Source organism: Streptomyces inusitatus (assembly GCF_014651115.1).
Classification (GTDB): Bacteria; Actinomycetota; Actinomycetes; order Streptomycetales; family Streptomycetaceae; genus Streptomyces; species Streptomyces amakusaensis.
This window is the reverse complement of record NZ_BMWG01000012.1, coordinates 141303-161398: the sequence shown is the minus strand read 5'-3', so window position 1 is coordinate 161398 and position 20096 is coordinate 141303. Positions and strand designations below refer to the sequence as shown.

The window sequence follows — 20096 nt, the reverse complement described above, 5'->3', positions numbered from 1 at the left end:
TCATCACGAGGGCCAGAACCGCACTTTGGCCGACGAAATAGGAAAAGGCCAGGTTAAACATCCGTCGGGATGATTCCCCGGCCGGGGTTAGTCAGCTATTTTCAAGCGTCTCAGCCGATCCCCATCTGACCCGGCGGGACCCCCACATGACTCGCGCTATTTCCCTTCATAACGTCAGCAAACGATACGGACGGGCACCGCGCGCCGTCGACCGATTGACCCTGGACATCGAACCCGGAGAATTCCTGGTACTCCTCGGACCCTCCGGCTGCGGAAAGTCCACCGTGCTGCGCATGATCGCGGGACTTGAGGCGATCACTGATGGTGAGCTGCGGCTCGACGGCCAACTCGCCAACGACATGCCGCCCGGCGACCGCGATATGGCCATGGTCTTCCAGAACTTCGCGCTCTATCCGAACATGACCAACCGCGACAACATCGGCTTTCCCCTGCTGGTGGAGAACCCCCGAGAGGACCGCGGCCCACGCGTCGACGCCACCGCCCGGAAGCTCGGTATCGAGGACGTCCTCGACCGCTACCCCAGCCAGCTCTCCGGCGGCGAGCGCCAGCGCGTCGCCATGGGCCGTGCGATCTCCCGGCGGCCCTCCGTCTTTCTCATGGACGAGCCGCTCTCCAACATCGACGCCAAGTTACGCATTCAGCTCCGCTCCGAAATCGCCCAGCTCACGCGCGAGATGGGCGTCACCACCGTCTATGTCACCCACGACCAGGCCGAGGCGATGTCACTCGGCGACCGGGTGGCGGTGATACGCGGCGGAGTGCTTCAGCAGGTCGGAGCCCCGCGCGACATCTACGCCCTCCCCGACAACATCTTCGTCGCCGCGTTCATCGGCACCCCCCGGATCAATCTCGTCCAGGGCTTCGTCCACGCGCCGCCGCGCGAAGGGATGTCGCTGGACCTGGGCAGCCAGCGACTCCCCCTGCCCGAGCCGCTCAGCGTCGACCATCAGCTGCTCCGTATCCAGCAGGGCCGGCCGGTCATCGTCGGACTGCGCTCCGAGGCCACCAGGATCGGCCTCCCCAGCCAGGCCAGACCCGGCGAGGTGCCGCTCACCGGGACCGTCGCGAACACCGACTACCAGGGCCACGAGGCACTCGTCCACGTCGACATCGGCTCCGAGCCCGCCGTCGTCGCCGATCTGGAGTCCCCCCGCCCGGACGGCTCGCCGCGCCGCCGAAGAGCCCGGCCGCGTCCGGGGGTCCTGGGCCGGCTGAAGGGGCGTACGGTCGCGCGAACGCCGGGCCCGCCGTCGGCGCTCGGCGGATCACCGCGCCTCCCCTACAACCCGTACGCCTCCTACGACCCCGCCGCCCAGCGCGTCGGCGCGGGCGAGCTGGTCGTACGCACCCCTCCCAGCCTCTGGCTCCAGAAGGGCGCGCAGGTGCCCCTGCTGGTCGACCTGGCGCATCTCTATGTCTTCGACCGCCACGGCCGCAGGGTCTCCCCGGCCCCCGCCGAACTGCTCGGCGAGGATGTGTGAAGGACGGGTGAATCCCCGTCGGCGGCCGTCGGCGGGGAGACATCGTGTGGGCGGGCGCACGAGCGGGGCGTCCGTCCCCGAAGGAGCGCGATGAAGGCCCATGACGCGATGTACATCGGCGGCCGCTGGCGGCCCGCCGCCACCGCGGAGACCATCGCCGTGGTGAACCCGGCCGACGAACGGACCGTCGCCCGTGTCCCGGCCGGCACCGCCGAGGACATCGACGCCGCCGTGCGCGCCGCCCGCGCCGCGTTCCCCGGCTGGGCCGCGACCCCGCCCGCCGGGCGCGCGGCCCGGATCGCGGCGCTCCGCGACGCCCTGGCGGCCCGCGCGGACGCGTTCACCGAGACCGTCGTCGCCGAACTCGGCGCGCCGCCCGACCTCGCCCGGACGGTCCACGCCGGGCTGCCGGTGGTGATCGCGGCCTCCTTCGCGGAGCTGGCCGCCGCACACTCCTTCGAGGAGGCCGTCGGCAACTCCACCGTGCTGCTGGAGCCCGTCGGCGTGGTCGGCGCGATCACCCCCTGGAATTATCCGCTCCACCAGATCGTCGCCAAGGCCGCCGCCGCTCTCGCGGCGGGCTGCGCCGTCGTGGTCAAGCCCTCCGAGGAGACCCCGCTGACCGCCCAGCTCTTCGCGGAGGCCGTCCACGAGGCGGACCTGCCCGCCGGGACGGTCAATGTCGTCACCGGCCTCGGCCCGGTCGCCGGGGCCGCCCTCGCCGCGCACGACGGCGTCGACCTGGTCTCCTTCACCGGCTCCACGGCGGTCGGGCGGCGGATCGGCGCGGTCGCCGGGGCGGCCGTCAAGCGCGTCACACTGGAGCTGGGCGGCAAATCGGCCAGCGTCATCCTGCCCGGGGCCGACCTCCGGACGGCGGTCCGCGCGAGCGTCGCCCAGGTGATGTTCAACTCCGGCCAGACCTGCAGCGCCTGGTCCCGGCTGCTGATCCACCGCGATCAGTACGAGGAGGCCGTGGCCCTCGCGGCCGAGGAGGCCGCCGGACACACCCCGGGGGAGCGGATCGGCCCGCTCGTCAGCGAGCGGCAGCTACGGCGCGTGCGGGGCCACATCGACAAGGCCGTCGCCGAGGGCGCCCGGCTGGTCACGGGCGGCCCGGCCGCGCCCCGCGGCCTCGGCCACTACGTCAGCCCCACCGTCTTCGCCGATGTCACCCCCGAGATGGCCGTCGCGCAGGAGGAGATCTTCGGCCCGGTCGTGGCACTGCTGCGGTACGAGGACGAGGAGGACGCCCTCCGGATCGCCAACGGCACGGTGTACGGCCTGGGCGGCGCGGTCTGGGCGGCGGACGATGCGACGGCAGCCGCCTTCGCCCGCCGCATGGACGCCGGTCAGATCGACGTCAACGGCGGCCGGTTCAACCCGCTCGCCCCCTTCGGCGGACACAAACGCTCGGGCTTCGGCCGGGAGCTGGGGGCGCACGGTCTGGCGGAGTACCTCCAGACCAAGTCCCTCCAGTTCTGATCGCGGCCAGGCCAGGCCGGTCGCCGGTCAGCGCAGCGCCTCGGGGGCGATGCCGAGCAGCTCGGCCAGCGCCCGCTCCCCCTCGGCGGTCACCCGCACCGCCCGCTCCGAGCCGATCCGTACGCACCAGCCCGAGTCCAGCGCGTACCGGCACAGCTCGGCCCCCGCCGCCCCCGCGAGATGCGGTCTGCGCTCGGTCCAGTCCAGACACGCCCGGACGACCGGCCGCCGCCCCCGCCCCCGCAGCGGCTCCAGACCCAGCGCGGCGAACCACTCCGTACCCCGGGCGGTCAGCGCGAAGCCGGACTCCTGGAGCAGCAGCCCGCGCACGGTCATCGCCTCGGTGATCGCGATCCCGAGCCGGCCCGCGAGATGGTCGTAACAGGTGCGCCCCCGGGCCATCGCGCTGCGCGCGCCCGCCGCCCGCAGCGACGTGGGCGCGGCCGGGGGCCCCGGCTCGGTGTGGGCGGCCAGCTCCTCCACCAGATACGCCGTACGGGCGTCGGCCAGCCGTACGTACCGGTGCCGCCCCTGGCGCTCCTCGGCCAGCAGTCCGCCCGCGACGAGCCTGCCCAGATGCTCACTGGCGGTCGACGGCGCGACCCCCACATGCCGGGCCAGCTCACCGGCGGTCCAGGCGCGGCCGTCCAGCAGGGCGAGACAGAAACGGGCCCGGGTCTCGTCGGCGAGCAGTGCGGCGAAAGCGGCGAGAGCGGATGCGGTCATGCCTCCAGGGTCGCGCATCCACCCTTCGGCACGGGCCGAACTATGCTGGTACGACCCGGTCCCGGCCGGTCCCCGCCTGATCCGGACGACAGGCCCTAAGCGCTTGCTCAGCTTCGGGGTATGGTGTTCCCCTGCCGGTGAGAGAAGAGGCGAGCCATGGCCGCGGCCGAGGAGACCGACTGCGAGAACGTGCCGTGGGGCGAGGTCACCCCCGAAGCGGCGCGCAAGCTGCTCGTGGCCGCCGTCGAGGCGTTCGCCGAGCGCGGCTATCACGCGACGACCACCCGTGACATCGCGGGCCGCGCCGGAATGAGCCCCGCCGCCCTCTACATCCACTACAAGACCAAGGAAGAGCTGCTCCACCGGATCAGCCGGATCGGGCACGAGCGGGCGCTCGAAGTGCTGGAGACCGCCTCCGGGCGCGGCGGCACCCCCGGCGAGCGGCTCGCCGAAGCCGTCAGCTCCTTCGTCCGCTGGCACGCCGGCCGGCACGACACCGCCCGGGTGGTGCAGTACGAGCTGGACGCGCTCTCCGACGAGCACCGCGCCGAGATCGTGGCGCTGCGCCGCCGCAGCGACGCCGTGGTCCGCGGCATTCTGCGCGAGGGCGTCGAGAGCGGGGAGTTCGACGTCCCCGACGTTCCGGGGACCACCCTCGCCGTGCTCTCCCTCTGCATCGATGTGGCGCGCTGGTTCAATGTCCAGGGCCGCCGCACGCCCGAGGAGGTCGGCGCGCTCTACGCCGATCTCGTGCTGCGGATGGTCTCGGCCCGGCGGTAGCGGTACACCGCGCGGAGGCGGGAAGTCTCAGAAGTAGTAGCGGGAGAGCGACTCGGCCACGCACACCGGCTTCTCGCCGCCCTCGCGCTCGACCGTGACCAGGGCCGTCACCTGCACCCCGCCGGCCGCCGCGGTGACCTCCCGCAGCTCCGCCGTGGCCCGCAGCCGGGAGCCCACCGGTACCGGAGCGGGAAAGCGCACCTTGCCGGTGCCGTAGTTGAGGCCCATGCGCGCGCCCTCGACCCGCATCACCTGGGGGACCAGGACCGGCAGCAGCGAGAGCGTGAGATACCCGTGGGCGATGGTCGCCCCGAAGGGCCCGGCCGCCGCCCGCACGGGATCCACATGGATCCACTGGTGGTCGCCGGTCGCCTCGGCGAAGAGGTCGATCCGCCGCTGGTCGATCTCCAGCCAGTCGCTGTGCCCCAGCGGCTCGCCCACCCCGGCGCGCAGCTCCTCGGCGGAGGCGAAGATCCTCGGCTCGGCCATCCCTGGTCCCTGCCTCTCGGTGGCGTTCTCCCGCTCACCGGCGCGGGCTCCCGGGGCCACGCCTGAGCGCCCGCTCAGCATGGTCGGCGGGTGTGCTTCTGTCAACGGAGGCGCACCGGCGCCCGCCGGGCAGGGACTACGCTTGGAGGGGTGTCCCAGTTTCCGGATAAGACTCACGAGTTGACGGTAGGTCAGCTCTCCGAGCGCAGCGGCGCCGCCGTGTCCGCCCTCCACTTCTACGAGTCCAAAGGGCTCATCAGCAGCCGCCGGACCACCGGCAATCAGCGCCGCTACCCCCGGGACGCCCTGCGCCGGGTGGCCTTCGTCCGCGCGGCGCAGCGGGTCGGCATCCCGCTCGCCACGATCCGGGACGCGCTGGCCGAGCTGCCCGAGGAGCGCACCCCCGACCGGGACGACTGGGCCCGGCTCTCCCATGTGTGGCGCAAGGAGCTGGACGAGCGGATCAAGCAGCTCGGGCGGCTGAGGGACCATCTCACCGACTGCATCGGCTGCGGCTGTCTCTCGCTGGAGACCTGTGTGCTGTCCAACCCCGAGGACGCGTTCGGCCGCCAGATGGCCGGCTCACGGCTGATGCCCGTCCGCTACAAGGACAAGGACAAGGACGCCGACTGAGCCGTGACCGGGTGTGGTGTGGTGTCCCGCCGCCCGGGGGCGTGGGCGGCGGGTTCGCGCGTCCTGCGGGCGTGTTCGGGCCCCAGGACGCCGGTGACGGCTCAGGCCACCGGGGCGAGGCTGCCGCGTCCCGCCTCCTTGGCACTCGCCACGGCCTGTGACGTCAGCACGGGCCGCGGCACGACTATGCCGCAGCCGGTGCAGACCGGCCCGGTCCACGGCTCGTCGGTCAGATCCGCCCGCCATACGATCCCCGTGGCCTCGCAGACGGGGCAGGAATCACCCGGTTCGTTCTCCAGCGCGGCGATCAGCCGCCGCAGCACCTCGTCCAGCGGGGCCGCCGGATGGCAGGAGGGATGGTCGCAGCGCGCCACCCCGTGCCCGCCCCAGGTCCGCCGGTGCCAGTCGTCGACGGAGCCCGGCCTGCGCAGCCCGTCGTGCTTCTCCCGCCTGCGGCGGTCCGCGAAGCTCTCCTCGTACGCGAGCCACACGGCCCGCGCCCGCTCCAGCTCCTCCAGCGCGGCCACCAGCCGGGCCGGATCGGGCGCGCGGTCCTCGGACTCGATCCCGTGCCGCACACACAGGTGGTCCCATGTCGCCCGATGTCCATAAGGGGCGAACCTCTCCAGGCACTTGCGCAGTGAGTAGCGCCTCAGCGCCAGATCACACCGCGTGTCACGCACCTGTCTCGCAAGACTCCGGAAACCGGCCATCGCACTTGCCACCTCCGTCGCTCGTCCATCGAGCGTCGACGTTTGGACGTACGCCTGCCCGATCCGGCTCCATCGAAAATGAGAAGCTCCGGACTACGGCATGTCCAGCACGAAGCAGCAGGTCAGGAGCGTGTGATCTTCCTCGCGGACGCTGTTCGGAATCTTGTTCGCCCCTCTCTCCACCCGTCCGCCCCTCTCTCCACCCGTCCGCCCGTCCGCCCGCCCGGCTGTTCAGCGCCCGATGCGCCCCGCCGCGACCACCACCCGGGCCAGCTCCCGATGGCAGATGTCGCTGTGCGCACCGGCCGGCGGCCCGCCGCGCCGCACCACCGAGGCGGTGTCCACGCTCACACACCCCGCGCGGGGAACGCCCCGCGTCAGCGCCTCCTCCAGGGTCAGCCGCACCGACGGCGGGGCCGCGCCCTGGAGACCGCTGTGCCCGGCGGCCCACCAGCGGGGGTCGGGCCCGCCCGCGTTCCTGTCGTCCCCGGCGAGCCGGGAGGCCAGCGGGTAGATCGCCCCGAGCGCGCTGTCGTGCCGCGAGTAGCAGGCCACCACCGGACCGTCGACCCGGTGCTCCATCGCCCGCAGCGCGCCCGAGTTCTGGGCCGCGTGCGGCAGGCTCGGCGCGAACGCGTAGTGCGAGAAGGCCCCCTGGAGCAGCGTCACCGACTTCACGCTGCGCACCCCGTCGGGCAGTCCGCGCAGCGCGAAGGCGACCAGCCGCGCCCCCTGGCTGTGACCGACCAGATGGACGCGCATCCCGGGCCGGCCGCGGGCCAGCCGCCCCAGCAGCGGACCGAGCCCCAGCTCCCCGACGGCCCCCGCGCGGCGCTTCATCGCGTAGTACGTGGTCTGCCGCAGCAGCTCCTTCGCCCCGCGCCACGCCGTGCGCGTCCCGCCCCCGACGGCGGGCGGAGCGCCTGGCTCCGCCCCTTCCAGCGCCCGGGCGAAGTTCTGGCAGAGCGTCAGGGCGTCCTCGTACAGCAGTGCGGGCGGGCCCTGCTCGTCCTGCGGCAGATCGTCCGTGAAGCAGTCCTCCAGACCGCCCGCCGGGGCCCGGGCCAGCCGCCGCACCAGCCTGCCGAACTCGGCGAACGCCTCCGGGGCCTCCGGCCGCTCCTCCAGGAGCCCGGTGAGCCGGGCCACCGCGGCCGTGTGCCCGGGGAAGAGTTCCCCCAGGGCGGCGAGGGTCGCCGGGTCCAGCCCCGGGCCGGCAGGCCCGGCAGGCCCGGCAGATCCGTCCGGCCGGCCGAAGCCGGGCACCGGCTCGTCGGTGAACCGCATGGACGGCCATCCGATCCCCGCGTACCCCAGCCGCACCTGTGGTGACACCAGCGAGGGGAAGGGCGCGAAGAAGGCGGAGTGCAGCCGGGCGGCCGTCGCGGGGGAGTTGTTCCAGCCATGCGCGAACATCACCAGATCGGTGACGTCCAGCTTCAGCAGCCGGTCCGGACCCACCCCGTCGAGGTCGCCGTCCTTGCCGAAGGAGATGTCCTGATACGGCTCCACGCTCATGTCCGGCATGACTGTCCTTCCCCCGGTACATCCTCTTCCGACACCAGGATCCGGCGTCGGGGGAGGGACGGCCAGACCCGGGAACCACCGCATTCGGCCATGTACGCGCCGGGGGCGGGGATTTCCGCATACGTGTCGGCCGACCGGGGGAGGGGCGGGGCTCAGTAGCGCAGATACGCCTTCCGTACGGAGCGGAAGGCGGCCAGCTCCTCCTGCCACGCGCCGACCACCTCGTCGGGCCCGGCCCCCGCGTCGATCGAGGTGCGGACCTTCACCGAGCCGGTCAGCTTGTCGATCCAGTGGTCGGGCCGCCAGGCGAAGCCGCTCCAGGACCGTTTGGCCGTCACCAGCAGCGCGACGGCGGTGCGCACCGGGTCGAAGACCTCCCGGTCGTGGACATGGAGCTGCACCCCGCCGACGGTCTTCCCCTGGAACTTGGAGAACGTCGGAGTGAAGTACGCCTCCCGGAACCGCACCCCCGGCAGCTCCAGGGCGTTCGCCGCCTCGGCCCAGCGGCGGTCCACCCCCTCCGCGCCCAGCAGCTCGAAGGGGCGGGTCGTGCCCCGGCCCTCGGAGAGATTGGTGCCTTCGAAGAGACAGGTGCCCGCGTAGACCAGCGCGGTCTCGGGCGTGGGCATATTGGGGCTCGGCGGCACCCACGGCAGCCCCGTCTCGTCGAAGAAGTCCGAGCGCCGCCACCCCGACATCCGTACGGTCTCCAGCTCCACCGGGCTCTCGCCCAGGAACTCGCCGTTGAAGAGCCGCGCCAGCTCGGTCACCGTCATTCCGTGCGCCTGCGGGATCGGCTCCCGTCCCACGAAGGTCGCGAAGGGGCGCTCCAGCACCGGGCCGAGGGCGGCCCGCCCGGTCACCGGGTTGGGCCGGTCCAGCACGACGAACCGTTTCCCCGCGAGCGCCGCCGCCTTCATGCAGTCGTACAGCGTCCAGATGTAGGTGTAGAAGCGCGCGCCGACGTCCTGGATGTCAAAGACGACCGTGTCCACCCCGGAGGCGGTGAAGATGTCGGCGAGCGGCCGGCCGCTCTTCAGATAGGTGTCGTACACCGGCAGTCCGGTCGCCGGATCGTCGTACCGCCCCTCGGAGCCGCCCGCCTGGGCGGTGCCCCGGAAGCCGTGCTCCGGGCCGAAGACGGCGATCAGATCGACGCGTTCGTCGGCGTGCATCACATCCACGACATGGCGTACGCCGGAGGTGACCCCGGTCGGATTGGTGACCACCCCGACCCGCTGCCCGGCCAGCCGGTCGTAGCCGTCGGCGGCGAGCCGGTCGAATCCGGTACGCACCCGCACCCGCCCGCCCCGCCCGCTCCGTCCGGCCTCGGCTCCCGCTGCGGCCCCGGCCCCGGCTCCGGTCTGGGCTGCGGCGCTCGGTCCGGCGGTCGCGGCCAGCGCCCCGGCCGCTCCGGCGCCGGCCAGCAGTCCTCTTCTGGACAGGCTCATCGGACTCCCCCCGTACGGACTGTCTGTCATGGCCACGCACGCTAGCGCGCCCGGCCGCCGCGCGGAACGACCCCGGCGGAACGTTCCTCCAGGGTCCGCCGCCCGGCTCAGACCACGACCGCCACCGCGAACCCCGCCAGCCCCACCGTGCACACCACCGCCGTCAGGGCCATCCGCCCGGGCAGCGCCGAAGGCACCGGACCGGCCCCCAGCGTCCGTACCCGCCGGTGCGCCAGCAGCAGAAACCCCAGCCACACCAGCACACTGAGCGCCACCGCGACCGTTCCCACCGGGCCCGTCCCGCCGGTCACCGCCTGACGGCCCGCGAACACGGCCGCCACGGTGAACGCCAGCGTCGTCCGCCGCCACGCCAGCCGGGTCCGCTCCGGCTGAAGCCCCGGATCACGCTCGGGGACCGGTTCCGGTTCCGGTTCCGGCTTCCGCTCCCGGTCCGGCGGCGTCGTCACCGCCCGCCCTCCCAGCCGAAGAGCACCACGGCCACCATGGCCACCGCCAGGGCCGCGATCACCAGGCTCAGCACCGTCGGAAAGCGCGACACCGGCAGATCCTCGCCGCGCCGCATCGCCCGCTCGCACCGCACCCAGTGGTTGACCGCCCGCAGCGCGCACAGCACCCCCGCGCCCAGCAGCGCCAGCGCCAGCCCGGCCCGTACGCCCCAGCGCAGATCCGGCAGGAACTGGTCCACGGCGAATCCGCCGCCGATCAGCGCCAGCGCCGTCCGCAGCCAGGCCAGGAAGGTCCGCTCATTGGCGAGCGAGAACCGGTAGTCGGGCGTCCGGCCCTCCTCGCGCACCCGCTGGGGGGCGAACCACAGCCGCAGGCTCCGCGCGATGTCCTTCACCTTTCGCACACTACCCGCGAAACGATCATAGGATCAGGGGCGAAGGGCCCGGAGACGGCGGTAGGCGGCCAGCCCGTCCGGCGCCCACTCCCACACGCCCAGCAGCGGTTCCAGCTCGGCCTCCGGCAGAAAAGCGTGCCAGTCGACCTCCTCCTTCTGAGGGTTCACCGGCGTTTCACAGCGCACCTCGTACACCGCCGACCACCAGCTCCGCCCCGGCCCGCCCTCGTACAGAAACCTGAACAGCGGCACGGGCCGGGGCAGCCCCGTGACCCTCAGCTCCTCCTCGGCCTCCCGCAGCGCCGCCGTGTCGTAGCTTTCGCCCGCCCCCACGACACCGCCCACGAACATGTCGTACAGCGCGGGGAAGATCACCTTGTCCGCCGCCCTGCGATGGACGAAGACGCGGCCCAGGCCGTCCCTGGCCAGCACGAACACACAACGGTGGCGCAGCCCGCGGGCATAGACGTCGGCCCGGCGGGCCTGCCCCGTCACCCGGTCGGACTCGTCCACCACATCGAGGATCTCGTCAGCGCCCATCCCGTGCCCACCCCGTCCGTCCGCTCGTTTCCCGTCCTGTTGCCGACCCGTTCCCGTCCCGCCGAAACCGTTGACGGGCCCTCACACCGTACGGAAGATCGGACCGGCCGGTCCGGCCGGACCGTTCCCACCGCGCGTCCGGCCGGCCCCGTACCGAACCCCGCCGGACAAGGATGGAACAAGCCATGGCGTACGACGCTGATGTGATCGTGATCGGGGCAGGCCTGGCGGGGCTGGTCGCCACCGCGGAGCTGGCCGCCGCCGGGCGCAGGGTCATCCTGCTGGACCAGGAGCCGGAGCAGTCCATCGGCGGACAGGCCCACTGGTCCCTCGGCGGGCTCTTCCTGGTCGACTCGCCCGAGCAGCGCAGGCTGCGCGTCCGCGACAGCCGCGATCTCGCGCTCCAGGACTGGCTGGGCACGGCGGGCTTCGACCGTGAGGAGGACGGCTGGCCCCGCCGCTGGGCCGAGGCGTACGTCGACTTCGCGGCGGGCGAGAAGAGGGCCTGGCTCCGCGCCCGGGGCGTGCGGTTCTTCCCGGTCGTCGGCTGGGCCGAACGCGGCGGCCACGACGCCACGGGCCAGGGGAACTCCGTACCCCGCTTCCATCTCACCTGGGGCACCGGACCGGGCGTCGTCGCCCCCTTCGCCCGGCGGGTCGCCGACGGGGTCGCCCGGGGCCTGGTCCAGCAGCGCTTCCGCCACCGGGTCACCGGCCTCGGCCGCAGCGCGGGAGTGATCGACACCGTCAGCGGCGAGGTGCTCGAACCCTCCGCCGCCCCGCGCGGCACCGCCAGCGGACGGGAGGTCGCCGGGGCCTTCGAGCTGCGCGCCCAGGCCGTGATCATCACCTCCGGGGGCATCGGCGGCAACCACGATCTCGTCCGCGCCAACTGGCCCGACCGGCTGGGCACCCCGCCCGCGAAGCTGCTCTCCGGCGTCCCCGCCCATGTCGACGGGCTGATGCTGGGCGTCGCCGAGCGCGTGGGCGCGAGCCACATCAACCGCGACCGGATGTGGCACTACACCGAGGGCATCGAGAACTGGAACCCCGTCTGGGCCCGGCACGGCATCCGGATCCTCCCCGGCCCGTCCTCGCTCTGGCTCGACGCGCGCGGCCGGCGGCTCCCGGTGCCGCTCTTCCCCGGCTTCGACACCCTGGGCACCCTCGAACACATCATGCGCTCCGGCTACGACCACACCTGGTTCGTGCTGAACCGGCGGATCATCGCCAAGGAGTTCGCCCTCTCCGGCTCCGAGCAGAACCCCGACCTCACGGAGAAGTCCGTGCGCCAGGTGCTCGGGCGGGCGCGCGCCGGTGTGCCGGGGCCGGTGCGGGCCTTCATGGAGAGCGGCGCGGACTTCGTCGTCGAGCGGGATCTCGCCGCGCTGGTGCGCGGCATGAACGCGATCGGCGGGGAGCCGCTGATCGAAGAGTCGGAGCTGCGCCGCGAGATCGTCGCCCGCGACCGGGAGATCCGGCACCCCTTCACCAAGGACCTCCAGGTCATGGCGGTCCGAGGGGCCCGCAACTATCTCGGCGACCGGCTCGTCCGCACCGTCGCCCCGCACCGGATCCTGGACCCGGCCGCCGGGCCGCTGATCGCCGTACGGCTGAACATCCTCACCCGGAAATCGCTCGGCGGGCTGGAGACCGACCTCTCCTCGCGAGTGCTGGACGTGGACGGCGAGCCGCTGGAGGGGCTGTACGCGGCGGGGGAGGCGGCCGGCTTCGGCGGCGGCGGAATGCACGGCTACCGCTCGCTGGAGGGCACCTTCCTCGGCGGCTGCCTCTTCTCCGGCCGCGCCGCCGGGCGGGCCGCGGCGCGGGCGGTGTGAGCCGTCCGCGGCGCGGCGCGGCCCACCCCACGACGAAGGCGCCGGGCGGACTCCCCAGGGAGTCCGCCCGGCACCCCGGGTCACCGCGCGAAGCGCACAGCGCGCTACAGCACCAGCGACAGCAGCAGCACGAAGACGATGCCGACCACCGAGATGATGGTCTCCATCACCGACCAGGTCTTGATCGTCTGGCCGACGCTCATCCCGAAGTACTCCTTCACCAGCCAGAAACCGGCGTCATTGACATGGCTGAAGAAGAGCGAACCCGCGCCGATCGCCAGCACCAGCAGCGCCGACTCGGTGGTGGTCATGCCCGCCGCCAGCGGCGCGACCAGACCGGCCGCGGAGATCGTCGCGACGGTCGCCGAACCCGTCGCCAGCCGGATCGCGACCGCGATCAGCCAGGCGAGCAGCAGGGTGGGGATGGCCCAGCTCTCGGAGATGTCCAGGATCATCTGGCCCACACCGACGTCGATCAGCGTCTGCTTGAAGCCGCCGCCCGCGCCGACGATCATCAGCACGCCCGCGATCGGGGCGAGGGACTTCTCGACGGTGGACGCCAGCCGGTCCTTGGTGAAGCCGGCCGCCGCGCCCAGCGTGAACAGACCCACCAGTACGGCCGCGAGCAGCGCGATCATCGGGGAGCCGATGATGTCGGTGACCTTCTGCACCGGGTTCTCGGGGTCGTCGACGACGATCTCGACCAGCGCGTTCGACAGCATCAGCACGACCGGCAGCATGACCGTGAAGACGGTCGCGCCGAAGCTGGGACGCTTGTCCAGGTCCTCCGAGGGACGGGCCGGGATCATCTTCTCCGGCGCGGGGATGTCCACCCAGCGGGCCGCGTACTTCGCGAAGACCGGACCCGCGATGATCACAGTCGGGATGGAGACGAGCACACCGAGGGCCAGCGTCACACCGAGGTTGGCGCCCAGCGCGTCGATCGCGACCAGCGGGCCGGGGTGCGGCGGGATCAGTCCGTGCATCACCGACAGACCGGCGAGCGCGGGGATGCCGATCCGCATCAGGGAGTAGTTGCCGCGCTTGGCGACCATCAGCACCACGGGGATCAGCAGCACGATGCCGACCTCGAAGAAGAGCGGCAGACCGATCACCGAGGCGATCAGCACCATCGCCCAGGGCATGGTGCGCCCGTTCGCCTTCGCCAGGATCGTGTCCACGATCTGGTCGCCGCCGCCGGAGTCGGCGAGCAGCTTGCCCAGGATCGCGCCGAGCGCGATCAGCACACCCACACCGGCGACGGTCGAGCCCAGACCCTTGGAGAAGGACTCGATCGCCTTGCCGAGCGGGGCCCCGGCGAACGCCCCGAGCGCCAGCGACCCGATGGTCAGCGCCAGAAAGGCGTGCAGCTTGAACTTGGTGATGAGCAGGACGATGACGGCGATGCCCGCGAGGACGGCTATGCCGAGCTGGGCGTTGCCGGCCGAGGTGATCGGCTCTGTCGCGCCCGCTGCCAGCATCTCGACATTGAGACTGGTCACGGTGGTTCCTTAAGAGTGAACTCGGTGAGGACGGGAAGGGCGTGAAGGGGGTACGGGACTACTGGCCGAGCGCGCGCAGCGCGGCGGCGGCCCGCGCGCTGATGTCCTCGGGGCTGCCGGACACATCGACGGCCACGCCCGCCTCGTCGTCCTGGAGCGGCTGGAGCGTGGCGAACTGCGAGTCGAGCAGTTTGGTGGGCATGAAGTGCCCCTTGCGCTCGGACATCCGCCGCTCGATCAGCTCACGGTCGCCGGTGAGATGCAGAAAGACCGCGTCGGGGGCGGCGGCCCGCAGCCGGTCCCGATAGGACCGCTTGAGGGCGGAGCTGGAGACCACACCGCCGATGCCCGCCCGGCTGTGCGCCCACTGGCCGATCGAGTCGAGCCAGGGCCACCGGTCGGTGTCGTCCAGCGGAGTGCCGGCCGACATCTTGGCGATGTTCGCCGGGGGATGGAAGTCGTCGCCCTCGGCGTAGGGAACGCCCAGTGCGTCGGCGAGCAGGGGGCCGATCGTGGTCTTGCCGGTCCCTGCCACGCCCATCACCACAACGACGTGAGGGGTGCTCATTACATGCCTCGCTGATTCCGTCACACCGGTGCCGACCACGATGTCGACATCGGTCCGTCGCGCTACTGAAACCTATTAGGTACGACATATTCAAGAGGCTGAGACCTAAACGTCATACTTTTTGTTCCCGGGCCGAGCCCGGGACCCCGCCCCGTACCCTTGATCCATGACGACTGCGGGCGGCCAGGACCTCCACACACTGGTGCTCGACACCCTGGGCCTCGCGATCACCGCGGGCGAGTATCCGCGCGGCAGCGTGCTGCGCACCGACGAGATCGCCCAGCGCTTCGACGTCTCGCGCAGCGTCGTCCGCGAGGTGATCCGCGTCATGGAGTCGATGCGCCTGGTCGAGTCCCGCCGCCGGGTCGGGGTGACCGTCCGCGCCATCGAGGAGTGGAACGTCTACGACCCCCGGGTCATCCGCTGGCGCCTCGCCGGTGCCGACCGGCCCCGCCAGCTGCGCTCGCTGACCGTGCTGCGCTCCGCCGTCGAGCCGGTCGCGGCCGGGCTGGCCGCCCGCAACGCCACCCCCGAGCAGTGCGCGGAACTCACCGAGTGCGCCCTCGGCATGGTCGCCACCTCGCGCGGCCATCGGCTGGAGGAGTATCTGCGGCACGACATCGCCTTCCACCGGGTGGTGCTCAACGCCTCCGGCAATGAGATGTTCGCCCGCCTCGGCGACGTGGTCGCCGAGATCCTCACCGGGCGCACCCACCATCAGGTGATGTTCGACGACCCCGACCCGGCGGCCGTGACCCTCCATGTCCAGGTCGCCGAGGCGGTGCGGGAGGGCGACGCCGCCAGGGCCGAGGCGATCACCCGCGAGATCGCGGTCGGCGCACTCGCCGAGCTGGACGTCCTCGCCCCCGACCCGGCCCACTGACCCCTCGGCCACTCTCCCGGAAGGCTTTCCTCCGCCGCCGGTCGGTTTGTCCCCCTCAGCCGTGATTTACTGCCACGGTTTGCTGAGGTCCTTGCTTTGCCCGCTTGAAACCTCAAAACCACCTCAGATCTATGTCTGTGTGACCTTGAGCACTGCCAGAATCGCAGGGCTGCTGACGACCTACGCTCCCTCACGAAGGCGAACCTCCCCATATGAGTGACCGCACCACCGCGGCCGAGCCGCCCCTCGCGGGGCCTCCGGCGAGCGCCTCCTCCCACGTGGACGCCGGCGACGCCGGGTACAGCAAGGACCTGAAGTCCCGCCACATCAACATGATCGCGATCGGCGGGGCGATCGGCACCGGGCTCTTCCTCGGCGCGGGCGGGCGACTGGCGGGCGCGGGTCCCTCCCTCGCCATCGCCTACGCGATCTGCGGCCTCTTCGCCTTCTTCGTCGTCCGCGCCCTCGGCGAACTGGTCCTCTACCGCCCCTCCTCCGGAGCCTTCGTCTCCTACGCCCGTGAGTTCATGGGCGAGAAGGGCGCGTACACGGCGGGCTGGCTCTACTTCCTGAACTGGTCCACCACCTGTGTCGCCGACATCACCGCCGCCGCGACCTACGCCCACTTCTGGGCCATGTTCAGCGACATCCCGCAGTGGATCCTCGCCCTGATCGCCCTCGCCGTCGTGCTGACGGCCAACCTCATCTCGGTGAAGTACTTCGGCGAGATGGAGTTCTGGTTCGCGATCATCAAGGTGGCGGCCCTGGTCGCCTTCATGCTGATCGGCATCTTCCTGCTGGTCACCCAGAAGGAGATCGGCGGCCACACCCCCGGCTTCTCCACCATCTCCGCCAACGACGGGATCTTCCCGCTCGGCATGCTGCCGATGCTGCTGGTGATCCAGGGCGTCGTCTTCGCGTACGCCTCCGTCGAGCTGTGCGGCGTCGCCGCGGGCGAGACCAAGAACCCCGAGAAGGTCATGCCCGGGGCGATCAACTCGATCATGTGGCGGGTCGGCATCTTCTACGTCGGATCCGTCGCCCTGCTCGCGCTGCTCCTGCCGTACACCGCCTACTCCGGCGACGAGAGCCCCTTCGTCACCGTCATGGACAAGATCGGCATCCCCGGAGCCGCCGGGGTGATGAACCTGGTGGTCCTGACGGCCGCGCTCTCCAGCCTCAACGCCGGCCTCTACTCCACCGCCCGCATCCTGCGCTCCATGGCGCTCGCCGGGTCCGCGCCCCGCTTCACCGGCCGGATGAACAAGGGGCAGGTCCCCTACGGCGGAGTGCTGCTGACCGCCGCCTTCGGCATGGCGGGCGTCGGACTCAACTACGTCATGCCCGGCGAGGCCTTCGAGATCGTCCTCAACCTCGCCTCCCTCGGCATCCTCGGCACCTGGGGCATGATCATGATCTGCTCGCTGCTCTTCTGGCAGCGCGCCCAGGACGGCCGGCTCACCCGCCCCTCGTACCGGCTGCCCTGGGCCCCGTACACCCAGATCGTCACCCTGGTCTTCCTCGTCAGCGTCCTCTTCCTGATGTGGTGGGGCGGCGGGATCGGGCGTACGACCGTGATGCTGCTGCCGCTGATCGCCGCGGCGCTGGTGGGCGGCTGGTTCATGGTGCGCGGACGGGTGGACACCCTCGCCGCCGAGCGCCGGGACGCCTGAGCCCGCTCCCTGGACCGGCCCTGGACCAGCTCCTGAACCGGCCTCTCAAACCGGCCGAAAACACCCCCGTACGGCCCGGTGTGTAACGTGCGTACCGGCCGCCGCGGCATGTCCCACCGACAAGCCACCGCGGCGGCCGACCGACGCGTGCAGAAGGGCAGGAATTCGATGTCGCAGCAGGTGCAAGGCGTGATCGCACCCGGCAAGAACGAGCCGGTACGGGTGGAGACGATCATCGTCCCCGACCCCGGGCCCGGCGAGGCCGTGGTCAAGGTGCAGGCCTGCGGGGTCTGCCATACCGATCTGCACTACAAGCAGGGCGGGATCAACGACGACTTCCCCTTCCTCCTCGGCCATGAGGCGGCGGGCGTCGTCGAGTCGGTCGGCCCGGACGTCACCGATGTGGCCCCCGGCGACTTCGTCATCCTCAACTGGCGCGCGGTCTGCGGAAACTGCCGGGCCTGTCTGCGCGGCCGCCCCTGGTACTGCTTCAACACCCACAACGCCCGGCAGAAGATGACGCTGCTCGACGGCACCGAGCTCTCCCCGGCCCTCGGCATCGGAGCCTTCGCCGAGAAGACCCTCGTCGCGGCCGGCCAGTGCACCAAGGTCGACCCCGCCGTCTCCGCCTCCGTCGCCGGGCTGCTCGGCTGCGGAGTGATGGCCGGCATCGGCGCCGCGATCAACACCGGCGAGGTCGGCCGGGGCGACACCGTCGCCGTCATCGGCTGCGGCGGCGTCGGCGACGCCTCCATCGTCGGCGCGCGCCTCGCCGGCGCGGCCAGGATCATCGCGGTCGACATCGACGACCGCAAGCTGGAGACGGCGAAGACGATGGGCGCCACCCACACCGTCAACTCCCGCTCCACCGACCCTGTCGAAGCCATCCGCGAACTCACCGGCGGCTTCGGCGCGGACGTCGTCATCGAGGCGGTCGGCCACCCCGAGACCTACCGCCAGGCCTTCTACGCCCGCGACCTCGCGGGCACGGTCGTCCTCGTCGGCGTCCCGACCCCCGAGATGAAGCTGGAACTTCCGCTCCTGGACGTCTTCGGCCGCGGCGGCTCGCTCAAGTCCTCCTGGTACGGGGACTGCCTGCCCTCCCGCGACTTCCCCATGCTGATCGACCTCCACCAGCAGGGCCGGATCGACCTCGGCGCGTTCGTCACCGAGACCATCGGACTCGGCGACGTCGAGCAGGCCTTCGCCCGCATGCACGAGGGCGACGTCCTCCGCTCGGTGGTGCGATTCTGATGAGCGTACGCATCGAACACCTTGTCACGGCCGGGACCTTCGCCCTCGACGGCGGCGTCTGGGACGTCGAGAACAACGTCTGGATCGTCGGCGACGACACCGAGGCCATCGTCATCGACGCCGCCCACGACGCCACCGCCATCGAAGCCGCGCTCGGCGGCCGCACCCTCCGGGCGATCGTCTGCACCCACGCCCACAACGACCACATCGACGCGGCCCCCGCGCTCGCCGAAGCCACCGGCGCGCCCATCCTGCTCCACCCCGACGATCTTCCCCTGTGGCGGCAGACCCACCCCGACCGCGCCCCCGACGGCGAGCTGGCCGACGGCCAGACCCTCACCGTCGGCGGAGTCGAGCTGACCGTGCTCCACACCCCCGGCCACGCGCCGGGCGCGGTCTGCCTCCACGCCCCCGCGCTCTCCACCGTCTTCACCGGGGACACCCTCTTCCACGGCGGCCCCGGAGCCACCGGACGCTCCTTCTCCGACTTCCCGACGATCATCGACTCGATCCGCGACCGGCTCCTCACCCTCCCCCCGGTGACCCAGGTCCGCACCGGCCACGGCGACGCCACCACCGTCGGCGACGAGGCCCCCCAGCTCGCGGAATGGATCCGGCGCGGCCACTAGGCCGTCTCGGCCCACCGGGCCAGCCGCAGCCGGCTCTCGAAGCGGTACGGCTCTCCCGTCACCGGATCGGTGAACTCCAGCACCCTCGCCAACAGCTGAAGCGGCCGGGAGAAGTCGTCCGGCGCGGGCCCCGGCTCCTGGACGACCGGATACAGCGGGTCGTCCAGGAGCGGCAGCCCCAGCGCGCTCATATGCACCCGCAGCTGATGGGTACGGCCGGTGGCCGGCAGCAGCCGGTACCGGCCCACCCCGCCCCGGTGCTCCACCAGCTCGATCCCGCTCTCACTGTTCGGCTCACCGGCCACCTCCCGCGCCGCCGGCACCCCGCGCTCCTTCTCGATCCGGCTGCGCACGGTACGGGGGAGCGCCACCCCGCTGTCGTACGGCGCGATCCCCTCGTACTCCTTGCGCACCCTCCGGTCCCGGAACAGCGTCTGATACGCCCCCCGGTCCTCCGGCCTCACCACACACAGCAACAGCCCCGCCGTCAGCCGGTCCAGCCGATGCGCGGGCTGAAGCCCGGGCAGCCCCAGCTCCCTGCGCAGCCGCGCCACCGCCGTCTCCGTGATGTGCCGCCCGCGCGGCGTCGTCGCCAGGAAGTGCGGCTTGTCCGCGATCAGCAGCCGCTCGTCCCGGTACACGATCCCGATCTCCGCCGGTACCCGCTCCTCGGCCGCGAACTCCCGGTGGAACCAGAGATACCGCCCCACCTCATACGGCTCCTCCACCCCCACCGCCCCCTCCTCGGAGACGATCCTCCCCTCCCGGAACATCTCCCCGACCCGCTCCCGCCCGATGGCGTCCCCGTACCGCGCCACCAGATGCTCGTACACCGTCCCCCACACCCCACCCGGATCCTCCGGCAGCCTCACCCGCACCGGATCGATCCCGTCCCGCTGCTCCAGCGGCGACGGCGGGGCCTTGCGTCTGCGTCTCACCCCACCGACCCTATGCCCAGGCTGCCAGTACCTGGTTCGACCGGCGGAAGTACGCCTCTCTCTTCGCGGTTGCACGGGCACCGCAGAAAGCCGCGACGGTCAT

The 20096-nt window shown here is 72.0% G+C and carries 20 protein-coding genes; 9 read left to right on the top strand and 11 right to left on the bottom strand.

What is annotated here, in order from left to right:
• The first annotated feature begins 146 nt into the window (after positions 1 to 146).
• Positions 147 to 1502 carry an ABC transporter ATP-binding protein gene (locus IE247_RS19615; RefSeq protein ID WP_190124480.1) on the top strand — a complete coding sequence of 452 codons (1356 nt, stop codon included), beginning with the start codon at positions 147 to 149 and terminating at the stop codon, positions 1500 to 1502.
• 90 nt (positions 1503 to 1592) lie between these two features.
• On the top strand, positions 1593 to 2987 hold the full coding sequence (locus IE247_RS19610; protein WP_190124479.1) for an aldehyde dehydrogenase family protein: 1395 nt from the start codon (positions 1593 to 1595) through the stop codon (positions 2985 to 2987).
• A 27-nt stretch (positions 2988 to 3014) separates the two neighbouring features.
• Here IE247_RS19610 and IE247_RS19605 read toward each other — a convergent pair whose 3' ends face one another.
• Positions 3015 to 3713, bottom strand: a complete 699-nt coding sequence (locus IE247_RS19605) for an ArsR/SmtB family transcription factor (protein WP_190124478.1) — start codon at positions 3711 to 3713, stop codon at positions 3015 to 3017.
• Positions 3714 to 3869: 156 nt separating this feature from the next.
• Here IE247_RS19605 and IE247_RS19600 point away from each other — a divergent pair, with 156 nt between their 5' ends.
• On the top strand, positions 3870 to 4493 hold the full coding sequence (locus IE247_RS19600; RefSeq protein ID WP_190124477.1) for a TetR/AcrR family transcriptional regulator: 624 nt from the start codon (positions 3870 to 3872) through the stop codon (positions 4491 to 4493).
• Positions 4494 to 4520: 27 nt separating this feature from the next.
• On the opposite strand, the gene IE247_RS19595 is transcribed toward IE247_RS19600, so the two are convergent.
• Positions 4521 to 4982, bottom strand: coding sequence for a MaoC family dehydratase (locus IE247_RS19595; RefSeq protein ID WP_190124476.1), 462 nt, complete (start codon positions 4980 to 4982; stop codon positions 4521 to 4523).
• A gap of 150 nt (positions 4983 to 5132) precedes the next feature.
• On the opposite strand from IE247_RS19595, the gene soxR reads away from it, so the two are divergent.
• Positions 5133 to 5615, top strand: a complete 483-nt coding sequence (gene soxR / locus IE247_RS19590; RefSeq protein WP_190124475.1) for a redox-sensitive transcriptional activator SoxR — start codon at positions 5133 to 5135, stop codon at positions 5613 to 5615.
• 101 nt (positions 5616 to 5716) lie between these two features.
• Here the strand turns inward: soxR and IE247_RS19585 are convergent, their stop codons facing one another.
• The 6 genes from IE247_RS19585 to IE247_RS19560 form a co-directional block, all read right to left on the bottom strand.
• Positions 5717 to 6328, bottom strand: coding sequence for a hypothetical protein (locus IE247_RS19585; RefSeq protein ID WP_190124474.1), 612 nt, complete (start codon positions 6326 to 6328; stop codon positions 5717 to 5719).
• Between the two features lie 231 nt (positions 6329 to 6559).
• Entirely contained in the window at positions 6560 to 7855 is a 1296-nt protein-coding gene (locus tag IE247_RS19580; protein WP_373305581.1) for a serine-threonine protein kinase, read from the bottom strand.
• Positions 7856 to 8007: 152 nt separating this feature from the next.
• The gene (locus IE247_RS19575) at positions 8008 to 9306 is read right to left on the bottom strand and encodes an exo-beta-N-acetylmuramidase NamZ family protein (protein ID WP_190124473.1); all 1299 of its coding nucleotides are present in this window, start codon (positions 9304 to 9306) and stop codon (positions 8008 to 8010) included.
• Between the two features lie 107 nt (positions 9307 to 9413).
• On the bottom strand, positions 9414 to 9773 hold the full coding sequence (locus tag IE247_RS19570) for a DUF202 domain-containing protein (protein WP_190124472.1): 360 nt from the start codon (positions 9771 to 9773) through the stop codon (positions 9414 to 9416).
• Complete coding sequence (locus tag IE247_RS19565) at positions 9770 to 10168, bottom strand: YidH family protein (RefSeq protein ID WP_190124471.1); 399 nt, start codon at positions 10166 to 10168, stop codon at positions 9770 to 9772. The genes IE247_RS19570 and IE247_RS19565 overlap by 4 nt, the downstream gene beginning before the upstream one ends.
• Positions 10169 to 10201: 33 nt before the next feature.
• On the bottom strand, positions 10202 to 10708 hold the full coding sequence (locus IE247_RS19560; protein WP_190124470.1) for an NUDIX hydrolase: 507 nt from the start codon (positions 10706 to 10708) through the stop codon (positions 10202 to 10204).
• A gap of 185 nt (positions 10709 to 10893) precedes the next feature.
• On the opposite strand from IE247_RS19560, the gene IE247_RS19555 reads away from it, so the two are divergent.
• On the top strand, positions 10894 to 12546 hold the full coding sequence (locus IE247_RS19555) for an FAD-binding dehydrogenase (RefSeq protein WP_190124469.1): 1653 nt from the start codon (positions 10894 to 10896) through the stop codon (positions 12544 to 12546).
• 104 nt (positions 12547 to 12650) lie between these two features.
• Here the strand turns inward: IE247_RS19555 and IE247_RS19550 are convergent, their stop codons facing one another.
• Both IE247_RS19550 and IE247_RS19545 read right to left on the bottom strand, forming a co-directional pair.
• Entirely contained in the window at positions 12651 to 14048 is a 1398-nt protein-coding gene (locus tag IE247_RS19550) for a GntT/GntP/DsdX family permease (protein WP_190124468.1), read from the bottom strand.
• Between the two features lie 58 nt (positions 14049 to 14106).
• Entirely contained in the window at positions 14107 to 14616 is a 510-nt protein-coding gene (locus IE247_RS19545) for a gluconokinase (protein WP_190124467.1), read from the bottom strand.
• A 166-nt stretch (positions 14617 to 14782) separates the two neighbouring features.
• On the opposite strand from IE247_RS19545, the gene IE247_RS19540 reads away from it, so the two are divergent.
• The 4 genes from IE247_RS19540 to IE247_RS19525 all read left to right on the top strand — a co-directional run bounded on the left by IE247_RS19540 (position 14783) and on the right by IE247_RS19525 (position 19055).
• On the top strand, positions 14783 to 15499 hold the full coding sequence (locus IE247_RS19540; protein ID WP_190124466.1) for a FadR/GntR family transcriptional regulator: 717 nt from the start codon (positions 14783 to 14785) through the stop codon (positions 15497 to 15499).
• A gap of 212 nt (positions 15500 to 15711) precedes the next feature.
• Positions 15712 to 17172, top strand: coding sequence for an amino acid permease (locus IE247_RS19535; protein WP_190124465.1), 1461 nt, complete (start codon positions 15712 to 15714; stop codon positions 17170 to 17172).
• Between the two features lie 168 nt (positions 17173 to 17340).
• Positions 17341 to 18426 carry an S-(hydroxymethyl)mycothiol dehydrogenase gene (locus IE247_RS19530; protein ID WP_190124464.1) on the top strand — a complete coding sequence of 362 codons (1086 nt, stop codon included), beginning with the start codon at positions 17341 to 17343 and terminating at the stop codon, positions 18424 to 18426.
• Positions 18426 to 19055 (top strand): MBL fold metallo-hydrolase, encoded by a 630-nt coding sequence (locus IE247_RS19525; RefSeq protein WP_190124463.1) that lies wholly within the window; start codon positions 18426 to 18428, stop codon positions 19053 to 19055. Before IE247_RS19530 ends, IE247_RS19525 begins: the two co-directional genes overlap by 1 nt.
• On the opposite strand, the gene IE247_RS19520 is transcribed toward IE247_RS19525, so the two are convergent.
• On the bottom strand, positions 19052 to 19993 hold the full coding sequence (locus IE247_RS19520; RefSeq protein ID WP_190124462.1) for a pseudouridine synthase: 942 nt from the start codon (positions 19991 to 19993) through the stop codon (positions 19052 to 19054). The two genes, IE247_RS19525 and IE247_RS19520, sit on opposite strands and share 4 nt — an antisense overlap.
• Positions 19994 to 20096 lie beyond the last annotated feature (103 nt).

Coding starts and splice junctions, on each gene's coding strand:
- IE247_RS19615 (WP_190124480.1), top strand. CDS start 147: ATGACTCGCGCTATTTCCCTTCATAACGTCAGCAAACGATACGGACGG.
- IE247_RS19610 (WP_190124479.1), top strand. CDS start 1,593: ATGAAGGCCCATGACGCGATGTACATCGGCGGCCGCTGGCGGCCCGCC.
- IE247_RS19605 (WP_190124478.1), bottom strand. CDS start 3,713: ATGACCGCATCCGCTCTCGCCGCTTTCGCCGCACTGCTCGCCGACGAG.
- IE247_RS19600 (WP_190124477.1), top strand. CDS start 3,870: ATGGCCGCGGCCGAGGAGACCGACTGCGAGAACGTGCCGTGGGGCGAG.
- IE247_RS19595 (WP_190124476.1), bottom strand. CDS start 4,982: ATGGCCGAGCCGAGGATCTTCGCCTCCGCCGAGGAGCTGCGCGCCGGG.
- IE247_RS19585 (WP_190124474.1), bottom strand. CDS start 6,328: ATGGCCGGTTTCCGGAGTCTTGCGAGACAGGTGCGTGACACGCGGTGT.
- IE247_RS19580 (WP_373305581.1), bottom strand. CDS start 7,855: ATGCCGGACATGAGCGTGGAGCCGTATCAGGACATCTCCTTCGGCAAG.
- IE247_RS19575 (WP_190124473.1), bottom strand. CDS start 9,306: ATGAGCCTGTCCAGAAGAGGACTGCTGGCCGGCGCCGGAGCGGCCGGG.
- IE247_RS19560 (WP_190124470.1), bottom strand. CDS start 10,708: ATGGGCGCTGACGAGATCCTCGATGTGGTGGACGAGTCCGACCGGGTG.
- IE247_RS19555 (WP_190124469.1), top strand. CDS start 10,894: ATGGCGTACGACGCTGATGTGATCGTGATCGGGGCAGGCCTGGCGGGG.
- IE247_RS19545 (WP_190124467.1), bottom strand. CDS start 14,616: ATGAGCACCCCTCACGTCGTTGTGGTGATGGGCGTGGCAGGGACCGGC.
- IE247_RS19540 (WP_190124466.1), top strand. CDS start 14,783: ATGACGACTGCGGGCGGCCAGGACCTCCACACACTGGTGCTCGACACC.
- IE247_RS19535 (WP_190124465.1), top strand. CDS start 15,712: ATGAGTGACCGCACCACCGCGGCCGAGCCGCCCCTCGCGGGGCCTCCG.
- IE247_RS19530 (WP_190124464.1), top strand. CDS start 17,341: ATGTCGCAGCAGGTGCAAGGCGTGATCGCACCCGGCAAGAACGAGCCG.
- IE247_RS19525 (WP_190124463.1), top strand. CDS start 18,426: ATGAGCGTACGCATCGAACACCTTGTCACGGCCGGGACCTTCGCCCTC.